The following is a 24,393-nucleotide window of genomic DNA, read 5'->3' as shown; positions in this document are numbered from 1 at the left end:
AGAATAAAATATTCTCTATTTTTGGATCTCACTTGCGTGAAATCCCACTCACTCGTTGTTCAGTTTTCAAAGATCAATGTCTCTCTTTTACCTCATCACTGCGTCTCAGCGGCGACCTTTATAATATATCATAGTAACCAATCATTTGGCAAGTGTTTTTTTGAAAAAATGTTTTTTTCATCTTTTCTTGCCATCGGCTGCTCTTCAACACATTGAAAAGGAGCGCGAGATATAATGTATCACAGCGGCTCCCTTTTAGTCAACCTATTTAATTAAAATCAGTTTTCTAATGTTTAGACTGGGAATAACGTCCTCCCCATGCATACTTGGATAGCTCCTTCTGGGGGGCAAAACGCGCATACATCCGGAACACAGTTTTATATCGATTGGCAATGGCATGTCTGATATTTTGGTCCAAGCGTTGATCACTTAAATCAAGGAGCATTTCATCAAGCTCTTTACGCAGAACATAATCCAGCTCCTTGCACTCTTTTTCATTGAACAACATTCCCAACATATGCTTGGCCTCCTTCATCAAATTAAATTCAACAAATCCTTAAATGCCGCTACTTGTGCAAAAGAAGATAGTCCTTTGGTTGGGGAAAGCTGTGTTAGATATCCACTTACACTAGATTAACCGGAGCGTCGCATCTATAACCATAATTATTAAAAATCACCTGTATGGCTTTCTTCGAAACTCAAGCATATAGCTTCAATGGTAATCCCCATAATGAAAGGCTTTAATGTTATGCTCAATTCTCTGATTTTTTATGATAACAACGAAAATGTAATTGTGCTTTCAATGATTGCCGCTACAAGCAGCAGAATAACAATCCATATGGATGCTCTTAGGGTTTGGCGCATAAAAGCCGGCCACGCACCGCTTCTCTGTTCTCTTATGGCTGCTGAACTGAACAAATCGGAGATTACGTTCCAGCCAAACTGCAAGCCAAACGCGCAGGCGATTATGATTGCCGGGATTTCAATAATCCCATGCGGCAGGAGTCCTTTAACGATAAGGTCAAACATATCTAGTTCCTTCATGGCCGACAAATGAATCAGATAACCGATCACTCCACCATTAATCAATAAAAACAGTGCAGGCAATATTCCGAATATGGCCCCTAAGAAGATAATGAGCACACCTTTGATGCTGTTGTTCAGAAATATAAATTGAAAAAAGCTCCATTTCGGATGTGAAGACTCTTTGAGGCTGCCGCTAATTTTACTCAAGCCCTCCAACTGCTCGGATAGAAGCCTTTGCAGGCTGCCGGTGCCAATCCAGCCCATCACCCCTCCCGCTACAAATAATAAAACAGCGAGTAGTACGGCTTTGCGAATTGAAGATACATCTCTGGCGAAAGCGGGGAAAGACAGCATAATTACCTCCTGAAAGTATGTTGGACATATATAAGGTCATAAGCGCCCTGTACGAGCATACATTTAGAACAAACAAGCATTTCGCATGGGAGAGGAGCGCTATCAATATGAATTCTTTTTATGTATTCAGCGGCAAAAAGATAAAACGGTTCATCTATGTCTTTGCCGCTGCGCTTCTTGCTGCCGGTGTCGTTTATGTCGAGAGAGGCAATATTACCGTTTTTTCGGAAACAGCCCCTTCCGCCATTTACAGCGTACCGACAGAAAAGAAGCTCATCGCCTTAACGTTTGACATCAGCTGGGGAGAGAAACGGCCTGAACCGATTCTGAAGGTGCTCGAAGATAAAAAGGTAGATAAAGCGACCTTCTTCCTCTCTTCTCCATGGAGCAAAACGCATCCAGAAATTGTTACAAGCATTAAAGACGCCGGTTACGAAATTGGCAGCCATGGCCACAAGCACGTGAATTACAGCACCTTGAGTAATGAAGAAATAAAGACCCAGATTACAACTGCTCATACTGTACTGACTGAGTTGACCGGCAAAGAGCCTAATTTGATCCGGATGCCGAATGGTGATTTTGACAAAAGAGTACTTCAGGTTGCAAGTGATCTGGGCTACAAGGTGATACAGTGGGATACTGACTCGCTGGATTGGAAAAACATCGGTGTGGATAATATCGTGAAACGTGTGACCAGCAAGGCGCATCCCGGTGATATTGTGCTTTTACATGCCAGTGATTCCTGCAAGCAGACCCATGAAGCCCTTCCGCAGATTATTGATAACCTCCGTAGCCAAGGCTATGAATTTGTAACTGTATCTGAACTAATCAGCCAAAGCAGTGCTGAGGGCAAGGAAGTCCGTGATTCCGCCATGCTCAATGAGGGTTTGGAAGATGCTGCCGGCATGTAATACCAAGTTGGTATTTCGCTGTCCTTTGCTACCCAGGTGAATATCATCCCTAGTGTCGTGGAGAAATGAGTTCTGAAATATCAGGAGTGGGGGTATCCAGCTTTGGATAGCTCAGATCCAGACTCTCCAGGGTCTTGACAACAATGGCTAATGCCAAGTAATTGCGGTACCAACGGTGATTGGCCGGAATCCAGTACCATGGTGCATTATCATTACTTGTCTCCTTAAAAGCATCTTCATATGCTTCCTGATAATCGTCCCAATACTCCCGCTCCTGCAGATCACTTGCATCAAACTTCCAATGTTTGGCCGGGTCCTGCAGCCGTTCCTGGATCTTTTCTAGCTGTTTATCCTTGGAGATATGCAAAAAAAGCTTGATTATCGTTGTGCCTTCTTCCGCCAGCATGGCCTCAAACTCGCGGATGTAGCGGAAGCGGCGCTTCATTTCTTCTTTTTTGAGATTACCGTGCACCCGGGGTACCAGAACATCCTCATAGTGCGAGCGGTTGAATGCGGCGATATAACCCTTGGGAGGTGTCTTCATGTGCACTCTCCACAGGAAATCGTGAGCTTCCTCCTCCAATGAAGGTTTTTTGAAGCTGGTGACCATAAATCCTTGTGGATTAATGCCGGAGAAAATATGTTTGACCGTTCCATCTTTCCCGCTGGAGTCCATTCCTTGAAGAATGACTAGCAGTGAATGCTTTTTCTGGGCGAAAAGAATATCCTGCAGTTCGGCGAGACGCTCCTTGAGCTTTGCCATTTTGGCCTCTGCCTCTTCCTTTGATTTAAAGTCCCCGCTCTCTTCGGGATCGAGTTTTTTCAGGACAGATTCATTTGTGTCTTTTATCATATAGCGCTTGATGTTCATATATTCCCTCCTAGTCGTTTCAATCGATTTTTTGTTATGTACGCTGTTCTTAAAGATTAACCTGCTGCTTCTGTTTTTAATCGTATCAAGTAGAAACAGCTACGCCATCCTATACAGGAAGGTTACCGTTTCAACAAAACCCCGACTTCTCGTGACTGAGGAGCGGGGTTATTTGCTGCATGTGCTTATGATTGTTTAGGCTTCAGTATCCGGTGTAACATCAGGATTTGGAATGCATTACAGGCAATGAGCGGGACCACAATAAAAACAGTGGCACTATCTACTCCTATTCGGAGTACTCCAATGATCTCCACTATGGTGATAGCTGTCAAAAAGAAAAATGTCGGAATCCAGGCTGATCTGTTCGTGCTCCGTACTTTGAAATAAGCCACAATAATCGCAGTAAGCAGAATGCCGATGCCCAAAAGCAAATCAGAGACTACATTTCTGCCACCGCCTACAAAAGTACGCAAAAAAATCAGTTCGAGCAGGGCAAGCAGAGACAATATGATCTGAATATATTGCCAGACCTTTCGCGGGAACACCCCAATTCCCATATAATTCAGAATCAGATACGCAAAGAACCCCAGTTGAGCGTAAACGCTCACAAGCATGCCGTAGCCAAGAAGGATCAGCGGATAGATCAATGAATCGGCTGTGCTTTTGAAATCAATTCCACCATTAACAACTTGGAGCAAAAGTCCGGCAATAACGGCCCCTCCCGCCCCGATCAGAAGCGTGGTCCAGAATAAATAAAACCATTTCCTTATACTCAGCCTTTTCACCTCCCACATGTCAGATTTATTTTACCAAGCTTACCGTCAAAAAACCATTGGAACTCAACATAAAAGCTTACCTCTGCGGCATACTACATGCAGGAATCCCATAAAGGAGGGCAGCGCCAATGAAGTGGAGGACTTTGTGGACTGGGAGCTTGTTGCTCAGCATGGTTATCACCTTAACGGCTTGTGGCAGCGAACAAAGCAGTTCCTCTTCCGGACAGGTCAGTTACAAGGAAATGAAGACTATGGTTGTAGATATATTGAAAAGCGAAGAGGGAAAGAAAGCGGTGGAGGAGGCACTGTCGACTTCAAGCTCCGGCCCTGAGGGAAGCAGCTCCAGCGGCCTGAGTATGAAAATGATGCCTCTGCAAACCACCGAGCAAATCAGAGTTGCGGTAAAGGACACCATCACTGCACCTGAGTATCAGAAGGAAATTGAAAAAATCATGACAGATCCACAGTTCGCAGGAGATTTCGCAAAAGCAATTAATTCGCAAAGCAAAGAGCTCCACCTTCAGTTGATCAAAGATCCAACATACCAAAAGTCAGTTGCTGAAATTATGAAATCACCTGAAATGATGAAGATGTTCCTTGATCTTACCAAAACCTCTGATTACCGCAAGCAATCCATGACCATCATGCAGGAAGCCATGCAAAATCCATTGTTCCGTATGGAGGTACTTGATCTCCTTAAGACTGTAGTTCAGGACGAATTGCAGCCTAAGGTTGAAAAGAAGGATTCGGGTAAAGACAAGGGAAGCAGTGGAGACAAAGGCAGTGATGATTCAGGATCCTGATTCAAAAAAAGAGGCCTTCCTATTACTACGGAACCGGCCTCTTTTTGGTATTTACACACTATTCGTATTTGGCAATCAGCTTATCAGCCATCTCAGCGAACAGCTGTGCGGTTGCTGTCTCTGCCTTGTACACAGACGGCGAGAAGTCCGGCTCGGAAATATGATTATCCGGTGCGCCTAGAGGGATCTGGGCAAGCAGCTCCGTATGAAGAGTTTCCGCCAATCTGGCTCCGCCTCCCCGGCCAAAGATGTAATCTTTCTTCCCGCAGGAAGAACACTCATAATAAGCCATGTTCTCAATGACTCCAAGAACCTCATGGTCGGTCTGAAGCGCCATAGAGCCCGCTCTTGCTGCTACAAATGCCGCTGTTGCATGAGGGGTAGTAACAATGATCTCCTTGCTGTGCGGCAGCATCTGATGGACATCAAGGGCTACATCACCCGTTCCGGGCGGCAGATCGAGCAGCATATAATCAAGCTCTCCCCAGCCGACATCGCTGAAGAACTGGCGCAGCATTTTGCCAAGCATTGGCCCCCTCCAGATGACGGGGCTATTCTCACGGATAAAAAAGCCCATAGACATGACTTTTACTCCGAAACGTTCGACAGGAATAATGGTTCCTTCTTCTACAATCGGGCCTTCTTCAATCCCCATCATATCAGGAATGCTGAAACCATAGATGTCAGCGTCAATCAGTCCGACCTTCTTGCCTTTTCTAGCCAATGCCACTGCCAAATTAACGGTGACTGTCGATTTGCCTACCCCACCCTTACCGCTGGCAATCGCGATAAATTTCACACCTGAGTTCTCATTGATCAGCTCATGGCCCTCAAGACCCGCTGCATGTCCTTTTAACGGTTCACCTTGTTCTGGTTGGGTTTGGTCCTCCGAGCTCTCTCCGCGAAGAATAGCACGCTCATAATCAGTGGCGTCACGCAGCCGGATATGAACATTGCCCGCTCCTCCCTCATCCAGCAAGGTACGAACAGTCTGTTCAAGCTCCATACGGCTTTTCTCATCGGTATCGAGACATACCAGCGATAGTGAAATCCGGTCCTCTTTGACCATGATATCGCGAATCAGCTGCAATTCGATAAGGCTTTTTCCGGATTCCGGGTCAGTAAGCGGCTGTAATAATTCCTGTATTTGTTCCCTGGTCAGCATGGAAAGCACCTCTATTTCCTCTCCGGACGGGTAAGGTACCGGTATTTTTGATTTATTATACCATTACCCCTCCGCAAAAGCGTAGTAACTACTCACGACCGTTCAGAAGCGTATCTTAGAATCCCCCGGTAGATACTGGTAGCAACCTTTCGCTGGTAGACATCATCCCCAAGTAAAGCCGATTCCTGAGGATGGGAGAGGAAGCCTACCTCCACAAGTGCAGCAGGCATTTTTAAAGCTTTTAGCAAATATACGGTATTCACAGTCTTCGCAACCCGGTCTGTGTTCTCAAGTGTGGTTCTGAGCTCATCCTGTACAAAGCCCGCCAAAGCTTTATTCCCTTCGTTGTTCGGGTAATAGAAGGTCTGTGCTCCGCTCCAGCGTCCTGAAGGCACACTATTCATATGCACACTTATAAACAAGTCCGCCCCCTTCTCTTCAATACTTCTTACCCGTTGCTTCAGGTCTTCTGTCTTACGCTTAGAGTAGCCTTTTGTATCTTGTTGGGCTAAGTCATAATCGCCTTCCCGGGTCATGACCACTATCGCTCCAGCCTGCTGTAAATAGTCCCGCAGATATAGAGAAACTGAAAGGTTGATATCCTTTTCAATCAAGCCCTCCCGGCTGACCGCCCCCCCATCAGGACCTCCATGCCCTGCATCAATAGCAATTACTTTTCCTGACAACGGCAGGCTCCAGTAATTCAGCGTTTTGGCAGTTGGCATATCATAAGCAATAATGGCGATCATTATTACCAGCAAAACAGCACCTACCATACTTTTTTTGATGCTGCTCCAAGAGATCCAGACCGAGACTTTCCCTTGCTTTCGGCCAGACATAACAAAGACCCCCTCGTCCCGATAGATTCTACTCATCTATATGGGACAAGAGGGCCAAATAGTACTGGCTATTAGGATTGGGCAGTGACTTCTGCGGACATTCCCTCAATAAGAATTTCTGCTACCTCGGGACGCGTGAATTCCGGAGGCGGGCACTTCCCATCTCTTAGCAACGCGCGCACTTTCGTGCCTGACAGTGTCAAATGCTGATCGCTTGGATGCGGGCAGGTCTTACTTGAAGCCATGTTACCGCATTTCACACAGAAAAAGCTGTGTTCAAAGAACAACGGGGTAATTCCCAGCTCATCTGCCGTGAAATTCGAAAAAATTTCTTGGGCTTCATAAGTGCCGTAATAATCACCTACACCCGCATGATCCCGGCCGACTATAAAATGGGTGCAACCGTAATTTTTACGAACCATCGCATGAAAAATCGCTTCCCGCGGTCCGGCATAACGCATTGCAGCAGGGAATACACCCAAAAAAGTGCGGTCTTCCGGATAATAGTTCTCCAGCAGTGCAAGATAGCTTTTCATGCGTACATTGGCTGGAACATCATCAGACTTCGTTTCTCCTACCAGAGGATTAAGGAACAGCGCATCCACAACCTCCATTGCACACTTCTGAATGTACTCATGTGCACGGTGCACCGGGTTGCGCGTCTGAAAGCCTACAACAGTTCTCCAACCCTTGTCCGCAAAAATTTGACGTGTCTCGGCCGGATCAAAGTAAAATTCTCCGAACTTCTCCGGCTGCGGACGGTTTAGAACGGTAATGGGTCCACCAACATAAGTTGTCGGCCTAGCCAGCAATTTGCTTACACCAGGGTGCGCAGGATCAGTGGTTTTGAATACACTCTGCGCTTCAAGCTGCTGATCCACACTATAAATGCTTTCAATATCAAGTAGTCCATAAATAATTCCGTCTTCCTCACCAATCAGCGAGACTCTGTCGCCCACCTCAAGACTGGTAACCACTTTATCTTCTACAGACAATGTAACAGGGATACTCCATACCGTGCCATTGGAGAGACGCATGCTTTTGACTACAGAGTGGTAATCTTGTTCATTCAGAAAGCCTGTGAGCGGAGAAAATGCACCTACCCCGATCAGATCCAGATCTGACAAAGTCCAAGTGTTTAAGGTAATCGATTTGTGACCAGAAGCCTGCTGAAGCAGTTCTTCTCTCTGTGTCCCTTCAGCTACACGTTGGATCAGTGTTCCTCCATGAGGAAGTATTGAAGTCATCTATGCTCTCTCTCCTTCTGTGCAATTCGAATTCTGTCCTTATTTATGCAATCCGCATTCAGTCTTGTCCGAACCAGACCATCTTCCCGCACGTGGATCTTCGCCCGGCATTACTGCCCGTGTGCACTGCTCGCAGCCGATACTCGGGAAATTGCGGTCATGTAAAGGGTTATACACAACATCATTCTCACGGATATAGTTCCATACATCCTCTGTGGTCCAGTTAGCAATCGGATTAAATTTAACAAGACCGAACTTATTATCGTATTCGACTTTTTTGGAATTGGCGCGAGTTGGTGCCTGATCACGGCGAATTCCTGTAATCCAGGCATCATACTGTGAAAGAATCCGGGTAAGCGGTTCTACCTTGCGGATCGCGCAGCATTGATTGGGGTCGGTATTCCATAGTGCCTCACCGTACTGAACAGCCTGTTCCTCCGGTGTAATTTGTGGGGATACGCGAACAAACTCCATTCCGTATTTTTCAGCCATCACATCTCTTGTCTCATACGTTTCCTTGAAATGATAATCTGTATCCAGATAAAAAACGTCTGTTGAAGGACTAACTTTCTGCAGCATATCAACGAGCACTACATCTTCAGCACCGAAGCTGCAGGCAAAGGTTATATTAGGAAAGGTATCTACGGCCCAGCGGATGATTTCCTCAGGTGCTGCATTTTCTAATTCCTCGGCCTTAACTCTGATTAAATCTTCTTTCTCCAGTAAGTTCATTATTACACTCCTCCATCCTGGTATCTCATTAAACACTAAAACATTAATATCCGTTAATTCCAACTAATCTTATATGGAATAGTATAAGGCATTCAGGGCTGAAGTCAATGGTTTTATCCATTTTGGGTGAAAGTTTTGAATACATATAAAAACCCGCAGTTTCTCAAGAGTTTTTGGATGAAAAAAGTGGCTCTACCGAAATTCGGCAGAGCCAAGGCAGGCATGAAATATTACATACTAACTCGGGATAGTTATAGTGTAACAGGGAAATGTTTTTGGAGTATTTTAGATGACAGAGAATTGAATTAAAAGAAGAAAAAAGCCCCTGACCCAAAGGGCCAGAGGCTTGAATTCTTTGTAATATTAACGTTTCGAGAACTGTGGAGCACGACGAGCGGCTTTGAGGCCGTATTTCTTACGTTCCTTCATACGTGGGTCACGAGTCAGGAAGCCGGCTTTCTTCAAAGCTCCACGATACTCAGGGTCAACTTTGAGCAATGCACGGGAAATCCCGTGACGAATTGCGCCAGCTTGACCGGAAATGCCGCCACCATGTGCAAGAACGATTACATCGTAGTTGCCCAGAGTTTCAGTCAGGTTCAAAGGTTGTCTTACGATCATCTTCAGTGTTTCCACACCGAAATATTCGTCCATCTCGCGTTTGTTAATGACAATGCGTCCTTCACCCGGTACAAGGCGAACACGTGCTACCGAATGTTTACGACGACCTGTCCCATAGTATTGTACTTGTGCCATGAAACTGTCCTCCTCTATTCTTATCCGCGAAGTTCGTAAACTTCAGGTTTTTGTGCTGCATGTGGATGTTCAGCGCCAGCATATACTTTGAGTCTCAGTTTCATGTGATCCCCTTGACGAGTCTTAGGAATCATGCCGTGAACTGCGAATTCAATCATACGCTCAGGTCTGGTTTTGATCAGGTCTTCTGCAACAGTAACCTTCAGACCGCCTGGGTGCATCGAGTGACGGTAGTATTTCTTGTTTTGCATTTTCTTGCCGGTCAGGTGAATCTTCTCAGCGTTGATAACAATTACGAAATCTCCAGTATCAACATGTGGAGTGAATTGCGGTTTGTGTTTGCCACGGATTAGAGCAGCGGCTTCGCTTGCCAAACGACCAAGTGTTTTGCCTTCGGCATCAATGATGTGCCAATTGCGTTCAACTTCGTTCGGCTTCGCCATATAGGTGGTACGCATGAATGTTTCCTCCTTGTTCTCGTACGAAAATCATCTGTTTCGTATATCTTGTTTCTCATTGGATTACAATTATGTGAGTTAAGAAAAACTTGTTTGTTGGCATTCTCTTGATCGGGGCTGTGGGATAGCCATCAAGAAAACACAACTTTTATATTACAGCATAAACATAACTAGCGCAAGTGATTTCTTATATTCAACGCATAATATTTTATAAATAAAAATGCACTGAACATCTAGCTACCTGCTTTGTCATATTCCACACTCCACAGTGCTAATCCCTTAGCTACAGCTGTAGGCCCCGCTTCTGCACGGTCGCAGGCAGAAAGAATATCGGCAACCGCCTCTGCACGAATCTTTCCTTCTCCTACATGAATCAGCGTTCCCATAATAATACGAACCATATGCTGTAGAAAGCCACTGCCCGTAATATAGGTATGAATTACACCCTGGTCTGCAGATCCGTCCCGGCACATACTGAGGTCAAGCTCCATATGCGCCTCAAAAATCGTCCGGACATGTGAAGTCTTCGTAGATTTCCTTGATGCAAACGACGTAAAATCATGGGTACCTACAATATGAGTTAGACCTTGCTGCATTGCAAAGATATCAAGCTTTACCGGATGATGATGCTGCCATCGCCGCTGGAAAGGATCCGGGAACCGGTTGCCGTTAATTGTATACCGATAGGTCTTGCGCTTAGCTCCTCTGCGGGAGTGGAACTCCAGCGGTACCTCCTGTGCCTCAGTGACTACAATATCCTGGGGCAGCCGAGCATTCAGGGCCAAGCACCAACGCTCTAACGGGATCTTGGAAGAGGTAAGAAAGTTAAACGGCTGGCCATAAGCATGAACACCTGCATCAGTCCGTCCTGAGCCCGTTATTTTGAGTTTCTCGCCGGTCAGATGCAGTATGGCATGTTCAATATGGTCCTGTATCGTATTGCCCTGAGGCTGGGTCTGAAAGCCATCATAGCGGGTACCGTCATAATTGACCTTCATCAATAGATTACGCATTTCCGTTCTTCCTTTCAGCGGTTCCAAACTACATCACCATTCGTTTTCAAAAAAAAAGAGCCCCGGCGGGAGCTCCTTCTACTCTATACAAGGTGATTCCCGCGGATATTGTACGGCAGGGCTTAAATGCCCCTGCAGCACAATAACGTTAAATACTTCTCTGCCCATACTACAAAAGAGCATGTGCGATAAGGGGTACATCCGGAAATCATAACTTGTGATCCTACGCGCGGTCTACCAGTTCAAGATAAACCATAGGCGCAGCATCGCCACGACGAGGTCCCAGCTTCAGGATACGTGTGTATCCGCCTGGACGCTCTGTGTAACGAGGAGCAATGTCAGAGAACAATTTTTGGATTGCATCCTGTTCACCGTCTACAGTCTCACGGCGGACAAATGCTGCTACTTGACGACGAGCATGAAGATCGCCCTTTTTCGCTTTAGTGATCAGCTTTTCAGCGATAGAACGAACTTCTTTCGCTTTAGCTTCTGTTGTTTGGATACGCTCATAAAGAAACAGATCCGTTACCATGTCCCGGAACAATGCTTTACGCGCACTGGAATCACGGCCCAACTTTTGGTATGCCATTTGTTTTCCCTCCTTTACTCAAGCAATCTGACAGCTATTCTTCTGTACGGAGTCCCAAACCAAGTTCCTCAAGCTTCTCTTGAACTTCTTCCAAAGATTTGCGACCCAGGTTACGAACCTTCATCATATCTTCTTCAGTTTTCGTAGTCAGCTCTTGCACGGTATTAATACCGGCACGTTTGAGGCAGTTGTAAGAACGCACAGAAAGATCAAGCTCTTCGATTGTCATCTCAAGCACTTTTTCTTTTTTGTCTTCTTCTTTTTCCACCATAATTTCGGCGTCTTTCGCCTCGTCCGTAAGACCTACGAACAAAACGAGGTGCTCGTTCAAAATTTTGGCTCCCAGGCTAACAGCCTCTTCCGGTCTGATACTGCCATCCGTCCAAATTTCCATCGTCAACTTGTCGTAGTTGGTCACTTGACCTACACGAGTGTTATCGATGCCATAATTCACACGGGAGATAGGCGTATAGATGGAATCCACCGGGATAACTCCGATGGGCTGATCGTCGCGCTTGTTACGGTCCGCTTGGACGTAACCGCGGCCACGGCCTGCAAAAATTCGCATGTGAAGTCTCGCGCCAGGTCCTAGCGTTGCAATATGAAGATCCGGGTTCAGGATCTCAACATCGCTGTCCGCACGGATATCACCTGCGGTAACGATGCCTTCACCTTCAGCATCAATCTCGAACACTTTCTCTTCGTCTGAATGGATTTTCAGGGAAAGAGCTTTAAGGTTCAGAATGATTTCCGTCACATCTTCCATTACGCCAGGAACGGTCGAGAACTCATGCAGAACGCCGTCAATTTGGACCGAAGTCACTGCGGCTCCCGGAAGGGAGGAAAGCAAGATCCGGCGAAGCGAGTTCCCCAGAGTCGTGCCATATCCACGTTCCAGCGGTTCAACTACGAATTTCCCATAGGTTCCTTCATCATTGGCTTCTACGGTCTCAATCTTCGGCTTTTCGATTTCTATCACGAGTGTACCCCTCCTTCAAACGTCGCTCCTATATGAAACTGTCACCCCATCAGGTGTATCATGTAGTATGCCTAAACACCTATTATTAGCAGATGCGTCAGAATTATACCACAATCACAATTCTGATTTCACTATACGCGGCGACGCTTCGGCGGACGGCATCCATTGTGAGGAACCGGAGTTACGTCTTTAATGAGGTTTACTTCAAGGCCAGCGGCCTGAAGGGAACGGATGGCTGCTTCGCGGCCCGCGCCCGGTCCTTTAACCATAACTTCAACGGACTTCATGCCGTGTTCCATAGCTGCTTTTGCAGCAGTTTCGGCTGCCATTTGCGCTGCAAATGGAGTCGATTTACGGGAACCTTTAAATCCTTGACCGCCGGAGCTTGCCCAGGAAATTGCATTTCCGTGAGGGTCCGTGATCGTAACGATAGTGTTGTTGAACGTGGAACGGATGTGTGCCACGCCAGACTCGATATTTTTCCGGTCGCGACGTTTAGTACGTACGACTTTTTTCGGTTTAGCCATTGTCTCTTATCACCTCTTCTTATTTCTTTTTGTTTGCTACCGTACGACGCGGGCCTTTCCGGGTACGGGCATTCGTTTTAGTACGTTGACCGCGAACAGGCAATCCACGACGGTGACGAACACCGCGGTAACAGCCGATCTCAGTAAGACGTTTAATATTCAAGGAAATTTCACGACGAAGGTCACCTTCAACCTTAACTTCTTTGTCGATCGTTTCACGCAGTTTGCTGACTTCATCTTCCGTCAAATCACGGACACGTGTGTTAACGTCAATGCCTGTTTCTTTAAGAATTTTCTGGGAAGTCGTTTTACCGATTCCGAAAATATAAGTCAAGGCGATCTCAACGCGTTTATCACGTGGCAAATCCACTCCAGCTATACGAGCCATTTTACGCTACACCCCCTTCTTAACCTTGTTTTTGTTTGTGTTTCGGATTTTCGCAAATTACCATAACAGTCCCTTTGCGGCGGATGACTTTGCATTTTTCGCAAATGGGCTTTACAGAAGGTCTTACCTTCATGTTAATTACCTCCTCAAAGTTTTGCGAAGCAAAACTTTTGTTGTAGTTCCCATCTATTTACGGTAAGTTATACGACCTTTTGATAAATCATAAGGCGATAACTGCACGACCACTTTGTCTCCGGTTAGGATACGGATAAAGTGCATCCGCAATTTCCCGGACACATGGGCAAGTATTTGATGACCGTTCTCAAGCTCAACCTTAAATGTTGCATTCGGCAACGGTTCAATGACCGTACCTTCCACCTCAATGACATCTTCCTTAGCCACAGTTAGTCTCCTTTCTCATAAGCACTTTTTCCAGCTGGTGTACCATACTTCATGACTGCAAAACGCAGCTTTCCGTTCGTTACCCGGCCGGTTTCTTCCAAACTGTTCACAATCTCACTGCTGATGAAGGGTATGAGCTCCAAATGCTGAATATTCTTCTTCTTCGGTGCATCAAACTTGCGTTTGTCTCCATCGGCAATATATACAAATCTGCTATCAACAACTGCGATAACAACGGCAGCCTCTCCGGCATCTTTGCCTTTGAGAATTCTCACGATTTGACCAATCTGCGGGCTGCTCCCAGTATTCACGTGAAGATCACCTACGCATTCAGTTTTGTGAAAATTTCCATGCCGTCCGGTGTAACTGCTACTGTATGCTCAAAGTGAACCATCTACCGTAACGACCGTCCAGTTATCTTCCAGCGTTCTGACATATCTGTCCCCTGCGTTAACCATCGGCTCAATCGCGAGCACCATACCCGGTTTCAGACGTGGTCCGCGGTCCGCTATGCCATAATTCGGAATTTGCGGTTCTTCATGCAGTTCTGCCCCAATGCCATGGCCAACATACTCGCGTACGACGGAGAATCCGGCATCCTCGATGTATTGTTGAATTGCATGGGAGATTGTAAACAAGCGCACATCCGGTTTGACTAACGCCAGTCCCGCGTACAAGGAGCCTTCCGTAACATCCAGCAGACGCTGAGCCTGTTCGGAAATGCTGCCTACCCCGTAAGTCCAGGCGGAATCACCGTGATAACCGCGGTACTCTGCACCAATGTCCAGCGTAACGATATCGCCTTCAACCAGTTTTCGCTTACCCGGAAATCCATGCACTAATTGTTCGTTGACTGAAGCGCAAATGCTGGCAGGAAAACCGTTGTAACCTTTGAAAGACGGCACAGCACCTTGACTGCGAATGTATTGATCGGCGATTCTGTCGAGTTCTCCAGTCGTAATGCCAGGCTGAATGGCCTCAGCGATCAGACGGTGACTCTCGGCAACAATTCGACCAGCTTCCCTCATGAAGGCAAGTTCCTGTTCGGATTTACAAATAATCATTACATTAACCTCGCAGCAAAGATACGATTTCGGAAGAAACGACATTGATTTCGTTTTCCCCGTTCACCTGACGCAAAAGACCTTTATTGTCATAAAACGCAAGCAGTGGCGCTGTCTTATTGTCATACTCGTCCAGACGCTTGCCTACACTTTCTTCATTGTCATCCGGACGTTGATACAATGCACCGCCATCAATGTCGCAAATGCCTTCTTGCTTCGGCGGGTTGAAAATCAAATGGTAGGATGTTCCGCAAACAGTACAGATTCGGCGTCCGGTAAGACGCGCCATCAACAGTCCACGGTCCACATTCAAGTTGATTACATGATCCAACGATCGATTCAAGCGGCTTAAGATATCTTCCAGCGCTTCCGCTTGCGAAAGGGTTCTTGGAAAGCCATCCAATAAGAAACCTTTTTCGCAATCGGACTGCTGCAGCCGTTCTTCAACAATTCCAATGGTCACATCATCAGGTACAAGCAAACCTTGATCGATATAAGATTTGGCCTTAAGTCCAACAGGAGTACCTTGCTTGATAGCCAAGCGGAAAGCATCGCCTGTCGAAATATGAGGAATATCCAACTCTTTTACAACTACAGCAGCCTGTGTCCCCTTGCCTGCCCCAGGAGGGCCCATGAATAAAATGTTCACGATTTCTCTTCTCCCCCCAAAAGTTCGCCACCAAGCAAGAAACAGCACAATAGGTGCCGGGAAGTCTGTGAGTCTATGCTTCGCCGGAACCTATCGACTATTTATTGATGAAGCCTTTGTAATGGCGTTTGATCAATTGGCTCTCGATCTGCTTCATCGTATCCAGTGCTACACCAATTACGATCAGCAGTGAGGTACCACCAATCTTGACCGAACGGGGTAGACCAGACAAGTTACCAAAGAATACCGGAAGGACAGAGATCAGAGCCAGGAAAATCGCCCCTGACATAGTCAGACGAGACATTACCCGGGTCAAATATTTCTCAGTCGCTTTACCTGGACGAATGCCTGGGATATAGCCACCATTTTTCTTCATATTGTCAGCCATTTGCTGCGGATTCATCTGAACAAACGTATAGAAGAACGTAAATCCGATGATCATGACCACGTAGAGTAGCATGCCGAGCGGCTTATCATAGTAAAGATTTGCAGTAACCCATTTAGCCCATTCATGACTTGCCCAGAAGCTCGATATTACAATTGGAAATTGAAGCAGTGATACGGCGAAGATAACCGGAATTACACCTGCCGCATTGATTTTAAGCGGAATGTGCGTATTCTGTCCACCGTACATTTTGTTACCGACCACTCGTTTAGCATATTGTACAGGGATTTTCCGGATACCTTGTTGTACAAAGATAACCCCTGTAATAATCGCTACAATCACGATCAGAACAATAACGACTTTAAGAATATTCAGGAACACCTGATCCGGCTGAATAAAGCTTGATTGTGCCGTAGTGGTAATATATCCCGGGATGGCGGCGACGATGCCCGCAAAAATCAGGATCGAAATCCCGTTTCCTATTCCCTTTTCTGTAATCTGCTCACCCAGCCACATCAGGAATGATGTACCAGCCGTCAATATGATCGCGATAAGCAGGTAATCCGCAAAGGTTGCATTTGGAATCATCTCAGTGCCATATATCCGGTTAAACCCGATTGATGTAGCAAAAGCTTGAATCAAACCGAGTACTACGGTGCCGTAACGGGTAATTTGCGCCAGTTGTTTTTTTCCGTGCTCCCCTTGTTTAGCCCATTCGGCAAACTTAGGAATTACATCCATCGAGAGCAATTGCACAATGATAGATGCAGTAATGTACGGGTAAATACTGATCGCAAAGATAGAGAAGTTTTTGAGCGCTCCGCCCGAGAAGGTGTTTAAAAGACCCATCAAAGCGTCCCCGCTCTGATTTGTTGATTCCAGTACTTCTTTGTTCACACCGGGAACCGGTACAAACGAACCGATGCGGTAAATGATCAGAACGAACAGGGTAAACAGGATCTTTTTGCGCAAATCTTCAACATGCCATATATTCTTAAGCGTCTTGAACATTAGATCACCTCGGTTTTACCGCCGGCAGCCTCGATTTTCTCTACCGCAGATTGAGAGAACTTATTTGCTTGTACAGTCAATTTAACGGCTAGTTCGCCATTACCGAGAATCTTAATGCCGCTTTTGGAATTCTTGACAACACCAGTTTCAATAAGCAACTGTGGAGTCACTTCAGTTCCTTCAGCAAAGCTATTCAGATCTTCCAGGTTCACAATCGCATACTCTTTACGGGTAGGATTGATGAAACCACGTTTAGGCAGACGACGATAGAGTGGGTTTTGTCCACCCTCGAAGCCCGGACGAACACCGCCGCCGGAACGGGAGTTTTGCCCTTTATGACCGCGGCCGGAAGTTTTACCGTTCCCACTACTAGGACCACGACCAACGCGGTTGCGTTCTTTGCGTGAACCAGGAGCTGGAGCAAGTTCATGTAACTTCATCGTTTGCACCTCCTTATATTTGTTAATTTATGAGAGGCGTTTAGCCTTCAATTTCAGTAACGGATAACAAGTGGCTCACTTTATTGATCATTCCGCGAATTGCAGGAGTGTCATTGTGGACCACGGACGAGTTGGTTTTACGCAGGCCGAGCGTCTTAACAGTAACACGTTGTGTTTCTGGACGTCCGATTACGCTGCGTACGAGGGTAATTTGCAATTTTGCCATTGACGTTCCCCTCCTTAACCGCGCAATTCTTCGACAGATTTGCCGCGAAGTTTCGCGACCTCTTCAATGCGTTTCAGACGGGAAAGTCCCTCCAAAGTTGCATTGACCATGTTCATGGAATTCGAAGAACCCAAAGATTTTGTCAAGATGTCGCCAACGCCTGCCAATTCCAATACCGCACGAACAGGACCACCGGCAATAACTCCAGTACCTTCCGATGCTGGTTTCAGCAGCACGCGTCCTGCGCCGAAATGTCCAGTAACCAGATGGGGAATCGAAGTTCCTACGATTGGAATGTGAATCAGGTTTTTCTTGGCGTCTTCAATGCCTTTACGGATGGCATCCGGAACTTCGCCGGCTTTACCGATACCAGCACCGACGTAGCCGTTGCCGTCGCCCACAACAACAAGTGCACTAAAGCTGAAACGGCGTCCGCCTTTTACAACTTTTGCAACACGGTTAATGTGTACAACTCTTTCTGTCAGCTCTAAACTGTTCGGATCTACACGCAAGTCGTTAACCTCCTTTTAGAAATATTCTAGAATTCAAGACCGGCTTCGCGAGCTGCGTTAGCCAAAGCTTGAATCCGTCCATGGTACAAGTATCCTCCGCGGTCAAATACAACCACAGCATATCCTTTTTCTTTGGCACGCTCAGCGATCAATTGACCTACTTTGCTCGCAGCTTCAACGCTGCCGCCATTTCCGATGTTAGCGCTCAGATCTTTATCGAGTGTCGAGGCAGATACGATAGTAACGCCTGACACGTCATCGATCAGTTGAGCGTAGATGTGTTTCGACGAACGGAACACATTCAAACGTGGACGCTCAGCAGTCCCCTGAATTTTCTTACGAACACGCAGGTGTCTTTTGAGACGGGCCTTGTTTTTATCCTCTTTTGTAATCATGACTTCCCTTTCACTCCCTTCAGTTTGCCGTAAACAGCTTCACTTTAAGATGCACGGGGTATCTTACAATTAAGATCAAACCGGTTATTTCTTCTTACCGGCTTTACCTTCCTTGCGGATGATACGCTCGCCTTCATATTTGATACCTTTACCTTTGTACGGTTCAGGTTCGCGTACGGAACGGATTTTGGCAGCATAAGCGCCAACGCGTTCTTTATCGATGCCCTTAACGATGATCTTCGTGTTCGCAGGAACTTCGAACTCGATACCCGCTTCTGGTGTAATTTCAACCGGGTGGGAGTAACCAACGTTCAGTACGATTTTATCTCCGGATTTGCTTGCACGATATCCGACCCCAACCAGCTCCAGAGATTTCGAGAAACCTTCAGTCACACCACTAACCATGTTGTTGACAACGGAGCGGGTTGTGCCGTGAAGTGAACGATGCAATTTGTTGTCCGACGGGCGAACAACGGTGATTTCGTTATTTTCAACTGTAACCTTCATGTCTTTATGAAGCTCACGAGTCAAAGTGCCTTTAGGACCTTTTACTGTAATAACGGTGTTGTCCAAAGTGACATCTACACCGCTAGGTACTGCGATTGGTTTGCGACCAATACGAGACATGTGTTGCACCTCCTTATCTTGTGACGTTTATTACCAAATGTAGCAGACAACTTCTCCGCCAGATTTAGATTGACGAGCTTCTTTGTCGGTCATAACTCCCTTAGATGTGGAGATAATCGCGATTCCAAGGCCGCCGAGTACACGAGGCACTTCATTGCTCTTCGTGTAAACGCGAAGGCCTGGTTTACTGATTCTTTTTAGACCGGAGATAACGCGCTCCTGGTTCGGGCCGTATTTCAAGAAGATACGGATAATCCCTTGTTTGCTGTCTTCAACGAATTCAGCGTCACGGATGAAACCTTCACGCTTCAGAATGTCCGCGATTTGTTTTTTCATTGTCGAAGCAGGCATTTCTACTGTCTCGTGACGCACAGTGTTGGCGTTACGAATACGAGTAAGCATATCTGCGATAGGATCAGACATAGTCATGTGTGTAAACCTCCTTCCCGTTTATAAACTTCTTACCAACTTGCTTTTTTCACGCCAGGAATCTGGCCTTTATAAGCTAACTCACGGAAACAAATTCTGCAAATTTTGAACTTTTGCAGTACCGAATGTGGACGACCGCAACGCTCGCAACGTGTGTATGCACGTACTTTGAACTTGGGCTCGCGTTGTTGTTTAACTTTCATTGAAGTTTTTGCCACTTAGCCTGACACCTCCTAAACATTTTCGGAGAAATGGATGAACCGTCCTTATTTTGTGAAAGGCATTCCCAGCTGAGTCAGAAGCTCACGGGATTCCTCATCCGTCTTAGCAGTCGTTACAATAACGATGTCCATACCGCGCGCTTTATCTACTTTATCATATTCGATTTCGGGGAAAATCAATTGATCCTTAAGACCAAGTGTATAGTTACCGCGACCGTCAAATGATTTAGTCGAAACCCCACGGAAGTCACGTACGCGTGGAAGTGTTACGTTAAGCAATTTGTCCAGGAAGTAATACATGCGATCTCCGCGCAATGTTACTTTAACCCCGATCGGCATGTTTTCGCGCAGTTTGAAACCGGCGATAGATTTCTTTGCTTTGGTGATTACCGGCTTTTGACCAGCGATCAGTTGCATATCGTTAACTGCAGCATCAAGTACTTTGGAGTTTTGAACAGCGTCACCCACACCCATGTTGATGACGATCTTCTCGATCTTAGGTACTTGCATAACAGTCGTATAGTTGAACTTCTGCATCAAAGCAGGTGTAATTTCATTCAGAAAACGTTCTTTCATTCTTGCCGCCATGAAGATTTACCTCCTTTCTTTAGGACTGTATTAGTCGATAATCTCTCCGGATCTTTTAGCTACCCGAACCTTCTTACCGTTATCGAGCACTTTATAACCAATACGGGTAACTTTACCGCTCTTCGGATCAATGTGCATTACGTTGGACACATGAATCGAAGCTTCTTGCTCAATGATTCCACCTTGTGGATTCAACTGGTTCGGCTTCTGGTGTTTTTTCACCATGTTCACGCCTTCTACCAGGACGCGGTTTTCACGAGGATAAGCAGCGATGACACGGCCTTTTTTACCTTTGTCTTTCCCGCTGATCACAAGTACCACATCATCTTTTTTCACGTGCAGTTTATTGTTATGGGATTCCAGAACTTTTTTCACTCTAGGCATTTATTACACCTCCTATGACACTTTTTGGGACATTTCCTTTAGATTACTTCCGGTGCCAAGGAAACGATCTTCATGTAGTCTTTATCGCGAAGTTCGCGAGCAACTGGTCCGAAGATACGTGTTCCGCGCGGGCTTCTGTCGTCTTTTACAACAACAGCTGCATTTTCGTCGAATGCGATGTAAGATCCATCTTTACGGCGAACGGAACGTTTGGTACGTACAACTACCGCTTTAACAACATCACCCTTTTTGACAACGCCGCCTGGTGTTGCTTGTTTAACGGAACAAACGATCAAATCACCGATTGCTGCTGTACGGCGTCCAGTACCACCCAGTACGCGGATACACATCAGTTCCTTCGCACCAGAGTTATCAGCCACATGCAAACGTGTAAATGGTTGAATCATTATTAATTTCCTCCTTCCGATCAAGCTTCATAGGTCGTCTTAAATGATAACCGCTGCTTCTACCACTTCAACAAGTCTCCAGCGTTTGTCCTTAGACAACGGACGAGTTTCCATGACTTTAACGATATCACCGATTTTTGCAACATTCTCTTCATCATGTGCCTTGAATTTCTTCGTGGACTTGATGCGTTTGTGATACAGATTGTGCTTTTTATAGGTTTCAACAGCAATTACGATGGTTTTATCCATTTTGTCGCTGACTACTTTACCGATCAGCACTTTACGTGCATTACGTTCTTCGCTCATAGTTAGCCTCCTTCCTGATTACGGATTAAGAATCCGCCGTCACTTAACTGATCCCAAGTACTCTTTGATGGATAACGGTTTTAGCACGAGCTATTTCCTTGCGCACATCACGAATCCGAGTCGGGTTATCCAGTTGGCCAGTTGCCAATTGAAAACGGAGATTGAAGAGTTCTTCTTTGAAACCAGCGATCTTCTGTTCAATCTCGGCAGTGGTTAAGTTGCGAAGTTCATTAGCTTTCATTTGCTTCACCACCCAATTCTTCACGTTTCACAAACTTAGTCTTTACAGGCAGCTTGTGAGCGGCAAGACGCATCGCTTCACGAGCGATTTCTTCCGACACGCCTCCGAGTTCGAACATAATCTTACCCGGTTTAACTACGGCTACCCATTTTTCAACGTTACCTTTACCACTACCCATACGAACCTCAAGAGGCTTTTGAGTAATAGGCTTATCTGGGAAAATTTTGATCCAAACCTGACCACCACGTTTGATGTAACGTGTCATTGCAATACGGGCAGCTTCGATCTGACGGTTAGTGATCCAAGATGGTTCCAGAGCTTGCAGGCCGAATTCGCCGAAGTTAAGTTCCGTACCGCCTTTTGCCATACCCTTCATGTGACCACGTTGTTGCTTGCGGTGTTTAACGCGTTTTGGTACCAACATGATTAGTTGCCTCCTTCCTGAGCAGCTTGTTTCTTAGCTGGGGGAAGAACTTCTCCACGGTAGATCCATACTTTCACGCCGATACGGCCGTAAGTAGTATGTGCTTCAGCCGTTCCGTAATCGATATCGGCACGAAGCGTATGAAGTGGAACTGTTCCTTCGCTATAACCTTCTGAACGGGCAATCTCAGCGCCGCCAAGACGTCCGCCAACTTGAGTTTTGATTCCTTTTGCGCCGGAACGCATAGTTCTTTGAATCGCTTGTTTCAGAGCACGACGGAACGATACACGACGCTCCAATTGTTGTGCAATGCTTTCAGCAACAAGAATAGCATCCAATTCAGGGTGCTTAATTTCGTTGATGTTGATGTGAACCTTTTTGCCGCCAGCAATTGCTGTAACTGCGCTGCGAAGTACTTCTACTTCTGCTCCGCCTTTACCAATTACCATACCTGGCTTAGCAGTGTGAATTGTAACGTTCACTCGGCTTGCCGCTCTTTCGATCTCGATGCGGGAAACAGAGGAATCCTTCAACTTGCCTTTAAGGTATTCCCGGATTTTGACGTCTTCCATTAAAAGAGTACCGAAATCTTTGCCTGCATACCATTTTGATTCCCAATCGCGAATAATACCGATTCGGAGTCCGACTGGATTTACCTTTTGACCCACGTGTTATCCCTCCTTATTTCTCAGATACCACCAAAGTAATGTGGCTGGTACGTTTATTGATCCGGCTTGCGCGGCCCATGGCGCGCGGACGGAAACGTTTCATAGTAGGACCCTGGTTAACGAAAACTTCGCTAACGAACAAACTGTTCACGTCCATAGAGTAGTTGTGCTCAGCATTGGCGATCGCCGAGTTAAGCAGTTTCTCAACTACCGGAGAAGCGGATTTTGGAGTGTGGCGAAGAATTGCAATTGCTTCCCCCACTTGCTTGCCGCGAATCAAGTCAATAACCAGTTTCGCTTTGCGAGCGGAAATCCGCACCGATCTAGCATGTGCTTTTGCTTCCATTGTTTTCCCTCCTCTCAAACGAAGACGTTAATTATCTTCTGGTTTTCTTATCGTCACCCGCGTGGCCTTTGTAAGTACGTGTTGGCGCGAACTCGCCCAACTTGTGACCTACCATATCTTCCGTTACGTATACAGGCACGTGTTTGCGGCCGTCATATACACCAAACGTATGTCCGATAAACTGAGGGAAAATGGTTGAGCGACGGGACCAGGTTTTAACTACTACTTTTTTATCAGCCTCGTTCAAATCCTCAACTTTTTTCAGCAGGTAGCCATCAATAAACGGCCCCTTCTTTAAACTGCGACCCATGTGTGAATCCTCCCTTCATCCGGTTCTTCAAACCGCGAATCGACGCTTCGCGTTAAGCTAACTTATCAGAAGCGTCTTATTTTGTGCGGCGGCGAACGATATATTTATCAGATGCCTTGTTTTTCTTACGCGTTTTGTAGCCGAGGGTTGGTTTACCCCAAGGAGACATAGGCGATTTCCGTCCGATAGGAGCGCGGCCTTCACCACCACCGTGTGGGTGATCGTTCGGGTTCATTACAACACCGCGTACTTCTGGACGTTGGCCAAGCCAGCGACTGCGTCCGGCTTTACCGATTTTGATCAGTTCGTGATCTTCGTTACCCACGGAACCAATCGTTGCGCGGCATACGCTGAGGATTCTGCGTACTTCACCGGAGTTCAAACGAACGGATACGTATTTTTCTTCCTTACCCAGCAACTGAGCTTCAGTACCAGCAGCACGAACCAATTGTCCGCCTTTGCCTGGTTTCAACTCAATGTTGTGGATAATTGTACCTACCGGAATGTTTTCCAGAGGAAGGCTGTTACCAACTTTGATGTCGGCTGCAGGGCCGGACTCAACTTTATCCCCAACTTTCAGACCTTTAGGAGCGATAATGTAACGTTTCTCTCCATCTGCATAGTGGATCAAAGCAATGTTGGAAGTACGGTTCGGGTCATACTCGATCGTAGCAACGCTACCTGGTATGCCGTCTTTAGTCCGTTTGAAATCGATGATACGATATTTACGTTTGTGTCCGCCGCCATGGTGACGAACCGTAATTTTACCTTGGTTGTTACGTCCCGCTTTTTTGCTCAGCGGCGCAAGCAACGATTTCTCTGGCTGGTTTGTTGTGATTTCTTCAAACGTAGACACGGACATGCCGCGTCTTGCCGGAGAGGTCGGTTTGTACTTTTTGATTGGCACTATAGTTCCCTCCTTAC

At 46.3% G+C, this 24,393-nt stretch carries 39 protein-coding genes and 1 pseudogene; 2 read left to right on the top strand and 38 right to left on the bottom strand.

Annotated elements, in window-relative coordinates; translation table 11 throughout:
- Positions 1-286: 286 nt before the first annotated feature.
- Positions 287-517: a hypothetical protein gene (locus ACTJKB_RS29585; protein WP_025706563.1), complete on the bottom strand. Its 231-nt coding sequence runs from the start codon at positions 515-517 to the stop codon at positions 287-289.
- A 251-nt stretch (positions 518-768) separates the two neighbouring features.
- Positions 769-1,380 carry a stage II sporulation protein M gene (locus ACTJKB_RS29580; RefSeq protein WP_440837829.1) on the bottom strand — a complete coding sequence of 204 codons (612 nt, stop codon included), beginning with the start codon at positions 1,378-1,380 and terminating at the stop codon, positions 769-771.
- A gap of 107 nt (positions 1,381-1,487) precedes the next feature.
- Here ACTJKB_RS29580 and pdaB point away from each other — a divergent pair, with 107 nt between their 5' ends.
- Positions 1,488-2,291, top strand: coding sequence for a polysaccharide deacetylase family sporulation protein PdaB (pdaB, locus tag ACTJKB_RS29575; protein ID WP_440837828.1), 804 nt, complete (start codon positions 1,488-1,490; stop codon positions 2,289-2,291).
- Positions 2,292-2,340: 49 nt separating this feature from the next.
- Here the strand turns inward: pdaB and ACTJKB_RS29570 are convergent, their stop codons facing one another.
- A complete protein-coding gene (locus ACTJKB_RS29570) occupies positions 2,341-3,162 on the bottom strand; it encodes a PPK2 family polyphosphate kinase (RefSeq protein ID WP_440837827.1) in 822 nt (273 codons plus the stop codon).
- A 185-nt stretch (positions 3,163-3,347) separates the two neighbouring features.
- Positions 3,348-3,956 carry a KinB-signaling pathway activation protein gene (locus ACTJKB_RS29565; RefSeq protein ID WP_440837826.1) on the bottom strand — a complete coding sequence of 203 codons (609 nt, stop codon included), beginning with the start codon at positions 3,954-3,956 and terminating at the stop codon, positions 3,348-3,350.
- A 110-nt stretch (positions 3,957-4,066) separates the two neighbouring features.
- Between ACTJKB_RS29565 and gerD the strand changes: the two genes are divergently transcribed.
- Positions 4,067-4,741, top strand: a complete 675-nt coding sequence (gerD, locus tag ACTJKB_RS29560) for a spore germination lipoprotein GerD (protein WP_440837825.1) — start codon at positions 4,067-4,069, stop codon at positions 4,739-4,741.
- Between the two features lie 58 nt (positions 4,742-4,799).
- Here the strand turns inward: gerD and ACTJKB_RS29555 are convergent, their stop codons facing one another.
- The 34 genes and pseudogenes from ACTJKB_RS29555 to rplB all read right to left on the bottom strand — a co-directional run bounded on the left by ACTJKB_RS29555 (position 4,800) and on the right by rplB (position 24,376).
- On the bottom strand, positions 4,800-5,906 hold the full coding sequence (locus tag ACTJKB_RS29555) for a P-loop NTPase (RefSeq protein WP_440837824.1): 1,107 nt from the start codon (positions 5,904-5,906) through the stop codon (positions 4,800-4,802).
- Positions 5,907-5,998: 92 nt separating this feature from the next.
- Positions 5,999-6,745 carry an N-acetylmuramoyl-L-alanine amidase CwlD gene (gene cwlD, locus ACTJKB_RS29550; protein ID WP_440837823.1) on the bottom strand — a complete coding sequence of 249 codons (747 nt, stop codon included), beginning with the start codon at positions 6,743-6,745 and terminating at the stop codon, positions 5,999-6,001.
- 71 nt (positions 6,746-6,816) lie between these two features.
- Complete coding sequence (sat, locus tag ACTJKB_RS29545; RefSeq protein WP_440837822.1) at positions 6,817-7,992, bottom strand: sulfate adenylyltransferase; 1,176 nt, start codon at positions 7,990-7,992, stop codon at positions 6,817-6,819.
- A 39-nt stretch (positions 7,993-8,031) separates the two neighbouring features.
- Positions 8,032-8,724 carry a phosphoadenylyl-sulfate reductase gene (locus ACTJKB_RS29540; RefSeq protein WP_440837821.1) on the bottom strand — a complete coding sequence of 231 codons (693 nt, stop codon included), beginning with the start codon at positions 8,722-8,724 and terminating at the stop codon, positions 8,032-8,034.
- Positions 8,725-9,087: 363 nt separating this feature from the next.
- Complete coding sequence (gene rpsI, locus ACTJKB_RS29535) at positions 9,088-9,480, bottom strand: 30S ribosomal protein S9 (RefSeq protein ID WP_042140127.1); 393 nt, start codon at positions 9,478-9,480, stop codon at positions 9,088-9,090.
- A gap of 20 nt (positions 9,481-9,500) precedes the next feature.
- Positions 9,501-9,938 (bottom strand): 50S ribosomal protein L13, encoded by a 438-nt coding sequence (gene rplM / locus ACTJKB_RS29530; RefSeq protein WP_074086537.1) that lies wholly within the window; start codon positions 9,936-9,938, stop codon positions 9,501-9,503.
- A 233-nt stretch (positions 9,939-10,171) separates the two neighbouring features.
- A complete protein-coding gene (gene truA, locus ACTJKB_RS29525; RefSeq protein ID WP_440837820.1) occupies positions 10,172-10,951 on the bottom strand; it encodes a tRNA pseudouridine(38-40) synthase TruA in 780 nt (259 codons plus the stop codon).
- A gap of 223 nt (positions 10,952-11,174) precedes the next feature.
- The gene (gene rplQ / locus ACTJKB_RS29520; RefSeq protein WP_019908254.1) at positions 11,175-11,540 is read right to left on the bottom strand and encodes a 50S ribosomal protein L17; all 366 of its coding nucleotides are present in this window, start codon (positions 11,538-11,540) and stop codon (positions 11,175-11,177) included.
- A gap of 34 nt (positions 11,541-11,574) precedes the next feature.
- Entirely contained in the window at positions 11,575-12,519 is a 945-nt protein-coding gene (locus tag ACTJKB_RS29515) for a DNA-directed RNA polymerase subunit alpha (protein ID WP_025706576.1), read from the bottom strand.
- 131 nt (positions 12,520-12,650) lie between these two features.
- Positions 12,651-13,046, bottom strand: coding sequence for a 30S ribosomal protein S11 (rpsK, locus tag ACTJKB_RS29510; protein ID WP_020427052.1), 396 nt, complete (start codon positions 13,044-13,046; stop codon positions 12,651-12,653).
- A 19-nt stretch (positions 13,047-13,065) separates the two neighbouring features.
- On the bottom strand, positions 13,066-13,434 hold the full coding sequence (gene rpsM, locus ACTJKB_RS29505) for a 30S ribosomal protein S13 (protein WP_440837819.1): 369 nt from the start codon (positions 13,432-13,434) through the stop codon (positions 13,066-13,068).
- A gap of 19 nt (positions 13,435-13,453) precedes the next feature.
- Positions 13,454-13,567: a 50S ribosomal protein L36 gene (gene rpmJ / locus ACTJKB_RS29500; protein ID WP_003322638.1), complete on the bottom strand. Its 114-nt coding sequence runs from the start codon at positions 13,565-13,567 to the stop codon at positions 13,454-13,456.
- A gap of 53 nt (positions 13,568-13,620) precedes the next feature.
- Positions 13,621-13,836: a translation initiation factor IF-1 gene (gene infA, locus ACTJKB_RS29495; RefSeq protein ID WP_018753971.1), complete on the bottom strand. Its 216-nt coding sequence runs from the start codon at positions 13,834-13,836 to the stop codon at positions 13,621-13,623.
- 2 nt (positions 13,837-13,838) lie between these two features.
- Entirely contained in the window at positions 13,839-14,147 is a 309-nt protein-coding gene (locus tag ACTJKB_RS29490; RefSeq protein ID WP_440837818.1) for a hypothetical protein, read from the bottom strand.
- Positions 14,148-14,158: 11 nt separating this feature from the next.
- Positions 14,159-14,900: pseudogene (gene map, locus ACTJKB_RS29485) on the bottom strand (type I methionyl aminopeptidase).
- Positions 14,901-14,904: 4 nt separating this feature from the next.
- On the bottom strand, positions 14,905-15,549 hold the full coding sequence (locus ACTJKB_RS29480; RefSeq protein ID WP_074086533.1) for an adenylate kinase: 645 nt from the start codon (positions 15,547-15,549) through the stop codon (positions 14,905-14,907).
- 97 nt (positions 15,550-15,646) lie between these two features.
- Positions 15,647-16,945 carry a preprotein translocase subunit SecY gene (gene secY, locus ACTJKB_RS29475; RefSeq protein ID WP_206102159.1) on the bottom strand — a complete coding sequence of 433 codons (1,299 nt, stop codon included), beginning with the start codon at positions 16,943-16,945 and terminating at the stop codon, positions 15,647-15,649.
- The gene (gene rplO / locus ACTJKB_RS29470) at positions 16,945-17,385 is read right to left on the bottom strand and encodes a 50S ribosomal protein L15 (RefSeq protein ID WP_020427058.1); all 441 of its coding nucleotides are present in this window, start codon (positions 17,383-17,385) and stop codon (positions 16,945-16,947) included. The genes secY and rplO overlap by 1 nt, the downstream gene beginning before the upstream one ends.
- 40 nt (positions 17,386-17,425) lie before the next feature.
- Complete coding sequence (gene rpmD / locus ACTJKB_RS29465) at positions 17,426-17,611, bottom strand: 50S ribosomal protein L30 (RefSeq protein WP_019908243.1); 186 nt, start codon at positions 17,609-17,611, stop codon at positions 17,426-17,428.
- Between the two features lie 14 nt (positions 17,612-17,625).
- Positions 17,626-18,123 carry a 30S ribosomal protein S5 gene (gene rpsE, locus ACTJKB_RS29460; protein WP_036652980.1) on the bottom strand — a complete coding sequence of 166 codons (498 nt, stop codon included), beginning with the start codon at positions 18,121-18,123 and terminating at the stop codon, positions 17,626-17,628.
- Positions 18,124-18,149: 26 nt separating this feature from the next.
- Entirely contained in the window at positions 18,150-18,518 is a 369-nt protein-coding gene (gene rplR / locus ACTJKB_RS29455) for a 50S ribosomal protein L18 (protein WP_074086531.1), read from the bottom strand.
- 84 nt (positions 18,519-18,602) lie between these two features.
- The gene (gene rplF / locus ACTJKB_RS29450) at positions 18,603-19,145 is read right to left on the bottom strand and encodes a 50S ribosomal protein L6 (RefSeq protein WP_025706584.1); all 543 of its coding nucleotides are present in this window, start codon (positions 19,143-19,145) and stop codon (positions 18,603-18,605) included.
- A 30-nt stretch (positions 19,146-19,175) separates the two neighbouring features.
- Complete coding sequence (gene rpsH / locus ACTJKB_RS29445) at positions 19,176-19,574, bottom strand: 30S ribosomal protein S8 (protein WP_019908239.1); 399 nt, start codon at positions 19,572-19,574, stop codon at positions 19,176-19,178.
- Between the two features lie 32 nt (positions 19,575-19,606).
- Positions 19,607-19,792 carry a type Z 30S ribosomal protein S14 gene (locus ACTJKB_RS29440; protein ID WP_036589425.1) on the bottom strand — a complete coding sequence of 62 codons (186 nt, stop codon included), beginning with the start codon at positions 19,790-19,792 and terminating at the stop codon, positions 19,607-19,609.
- A gap of 48 nt (positions 19,793-19,840) precedes the next feature.
- Entirely contained in the window at positions 19,841-20,383 is a 543-nt protein-coding gene (rplE, locus tag ACTJKB_RS29435; RefSeq protein WP_074086530.1) for a 50S ribosomal protein L5, read from the bottom strand.
- A 30-nt stretch (positions 20,384-20,413) separates the two neighbouring features.
- Positions 20,414-20,767: a 50S ribosomal protein L24 gene (rplX, locus tag ACTJKB_RS29430; protein WP_019908235.1), complete on the bottom strand. Its 354-nt coding sequence runs from the start codon at positions 20,765-20,767 to the stop codon at positions 20,414-20,416.
- A gap of 38 nt (positions 20,768-20,805) precedes the next feature.
- Positions 20,806-21,174 carry a 50S ribosomal protein L14 gene (rplN, locus tag ACTJKB_RS29425; protein ID WP_019908234.1) on the bottom strand — a complete coding sequence of 123 codons (369 nt, stop codon included), beginning with the start codon at positions 21,172-21,174 and terminating at the stop codon, positions 20,806-20,808.
- 39 nt (positions 21,175-21,213) lie between these two features.
- On the bottom strand, positions 21,214-21,480 hold the full coding sequence (rpsQ, locus tag ACTJKB_RS29420) for a 30S ribosomal protein S17 (RefSeq protein WP_020427063.1): 267 nt from the start codon (positions 21,478-21,480) through the stop codon (positions 21,214-21,216).
- A gap of 43 nt (positions 21,481-21,523) precedes the next feature.
- Complete coding sequence (rpmC, locus tag ACTJKB_RS29415; RefSeq protein WP_019908232.1) at positions 21,524-21,721, bottom strand: 50S ribosomal protein L29; 198 nt, start codon at positions 21,719-21,721, stop codon at positions 21,524-21,526.
- On the bottom strand, positions 21,711-22,145 hold the full coding sequence (gene rplP, locus ACTJKB_RS29410) for a 50S ribosomal protein L16 (RefSeq protein WP_020427064.1): 435 nt from the start codon (positions 22,143-22,145) through the stop codon (positions 21,711-21,713). The genes rpmC and rplP overlap by 11 nt, the downstream gene beginning before the upstream one ends.
- Before the next feature lie 2 nt (positions 22,146-22,147).
- Positions 22,148-22,813: a 30S ribosomal protein S3 gene (rpsC, locus tag ACTJKB_RS29405; protein ID WP_074086529.1), complete on the bottom strand. Its 666-nt coding sequence runs from the start codon at positions 22,811-22,813 to the stop codon at positions 22,148-22,150.
- Between the two features lie 13 nt (positions 22,814-22,826).
- Positions 22,827-23,159: a 50S ribosomal protein L22 gene (gene rplV, locus ACTJKB_RS29400; protein WP_154970576.1), complete on the bottom strand. Its 333-nt coding sequence runs from the start codon at positions 23,157-23,159 to the stop codon at positions 22,827-22,829.
- Positions 23,160-23,190: 31 nt separating this feature from the next.
- Positions 23,191-23,469, bottom strand: a complete 279-nt coding sequence (gene rpsS / locus ACTJKB_RS29395; RefSeq protein WP_039298640.1) for a 30S ribosomal protein S19 — start codon at positions 23,467-23,469, stop codon at positions 23,191-23,193.
- Positions 23,470-23,545: 76 nt separating this feature from the next.
- Entirely contained in the window at positions 23,546-24,376 is an 831-nt protein-coding gene (gene rplB / locus ACTJKB_RS29390; RefSeq protein WP_074086528.1) for a 50S ribosomal protein L2, read from the bottom strand.
- Between the last annotated feature and the right edge of the window lie 17 nt (positions 24,377-24,393).

Origin of the sequence: Paenibacillus sp. 22594 (genome assembly GCF_052044425.1) — a bacterium.
Classification (GTDB): domain Bacteria; phylum Bacillota; class Bacilli; order Paenibacillales; family Paenibacillaceae; genus Paenibacillus_AQ.
This window is presented reverse-complemented; position numbering and strand designations above follow the sequence as displayed.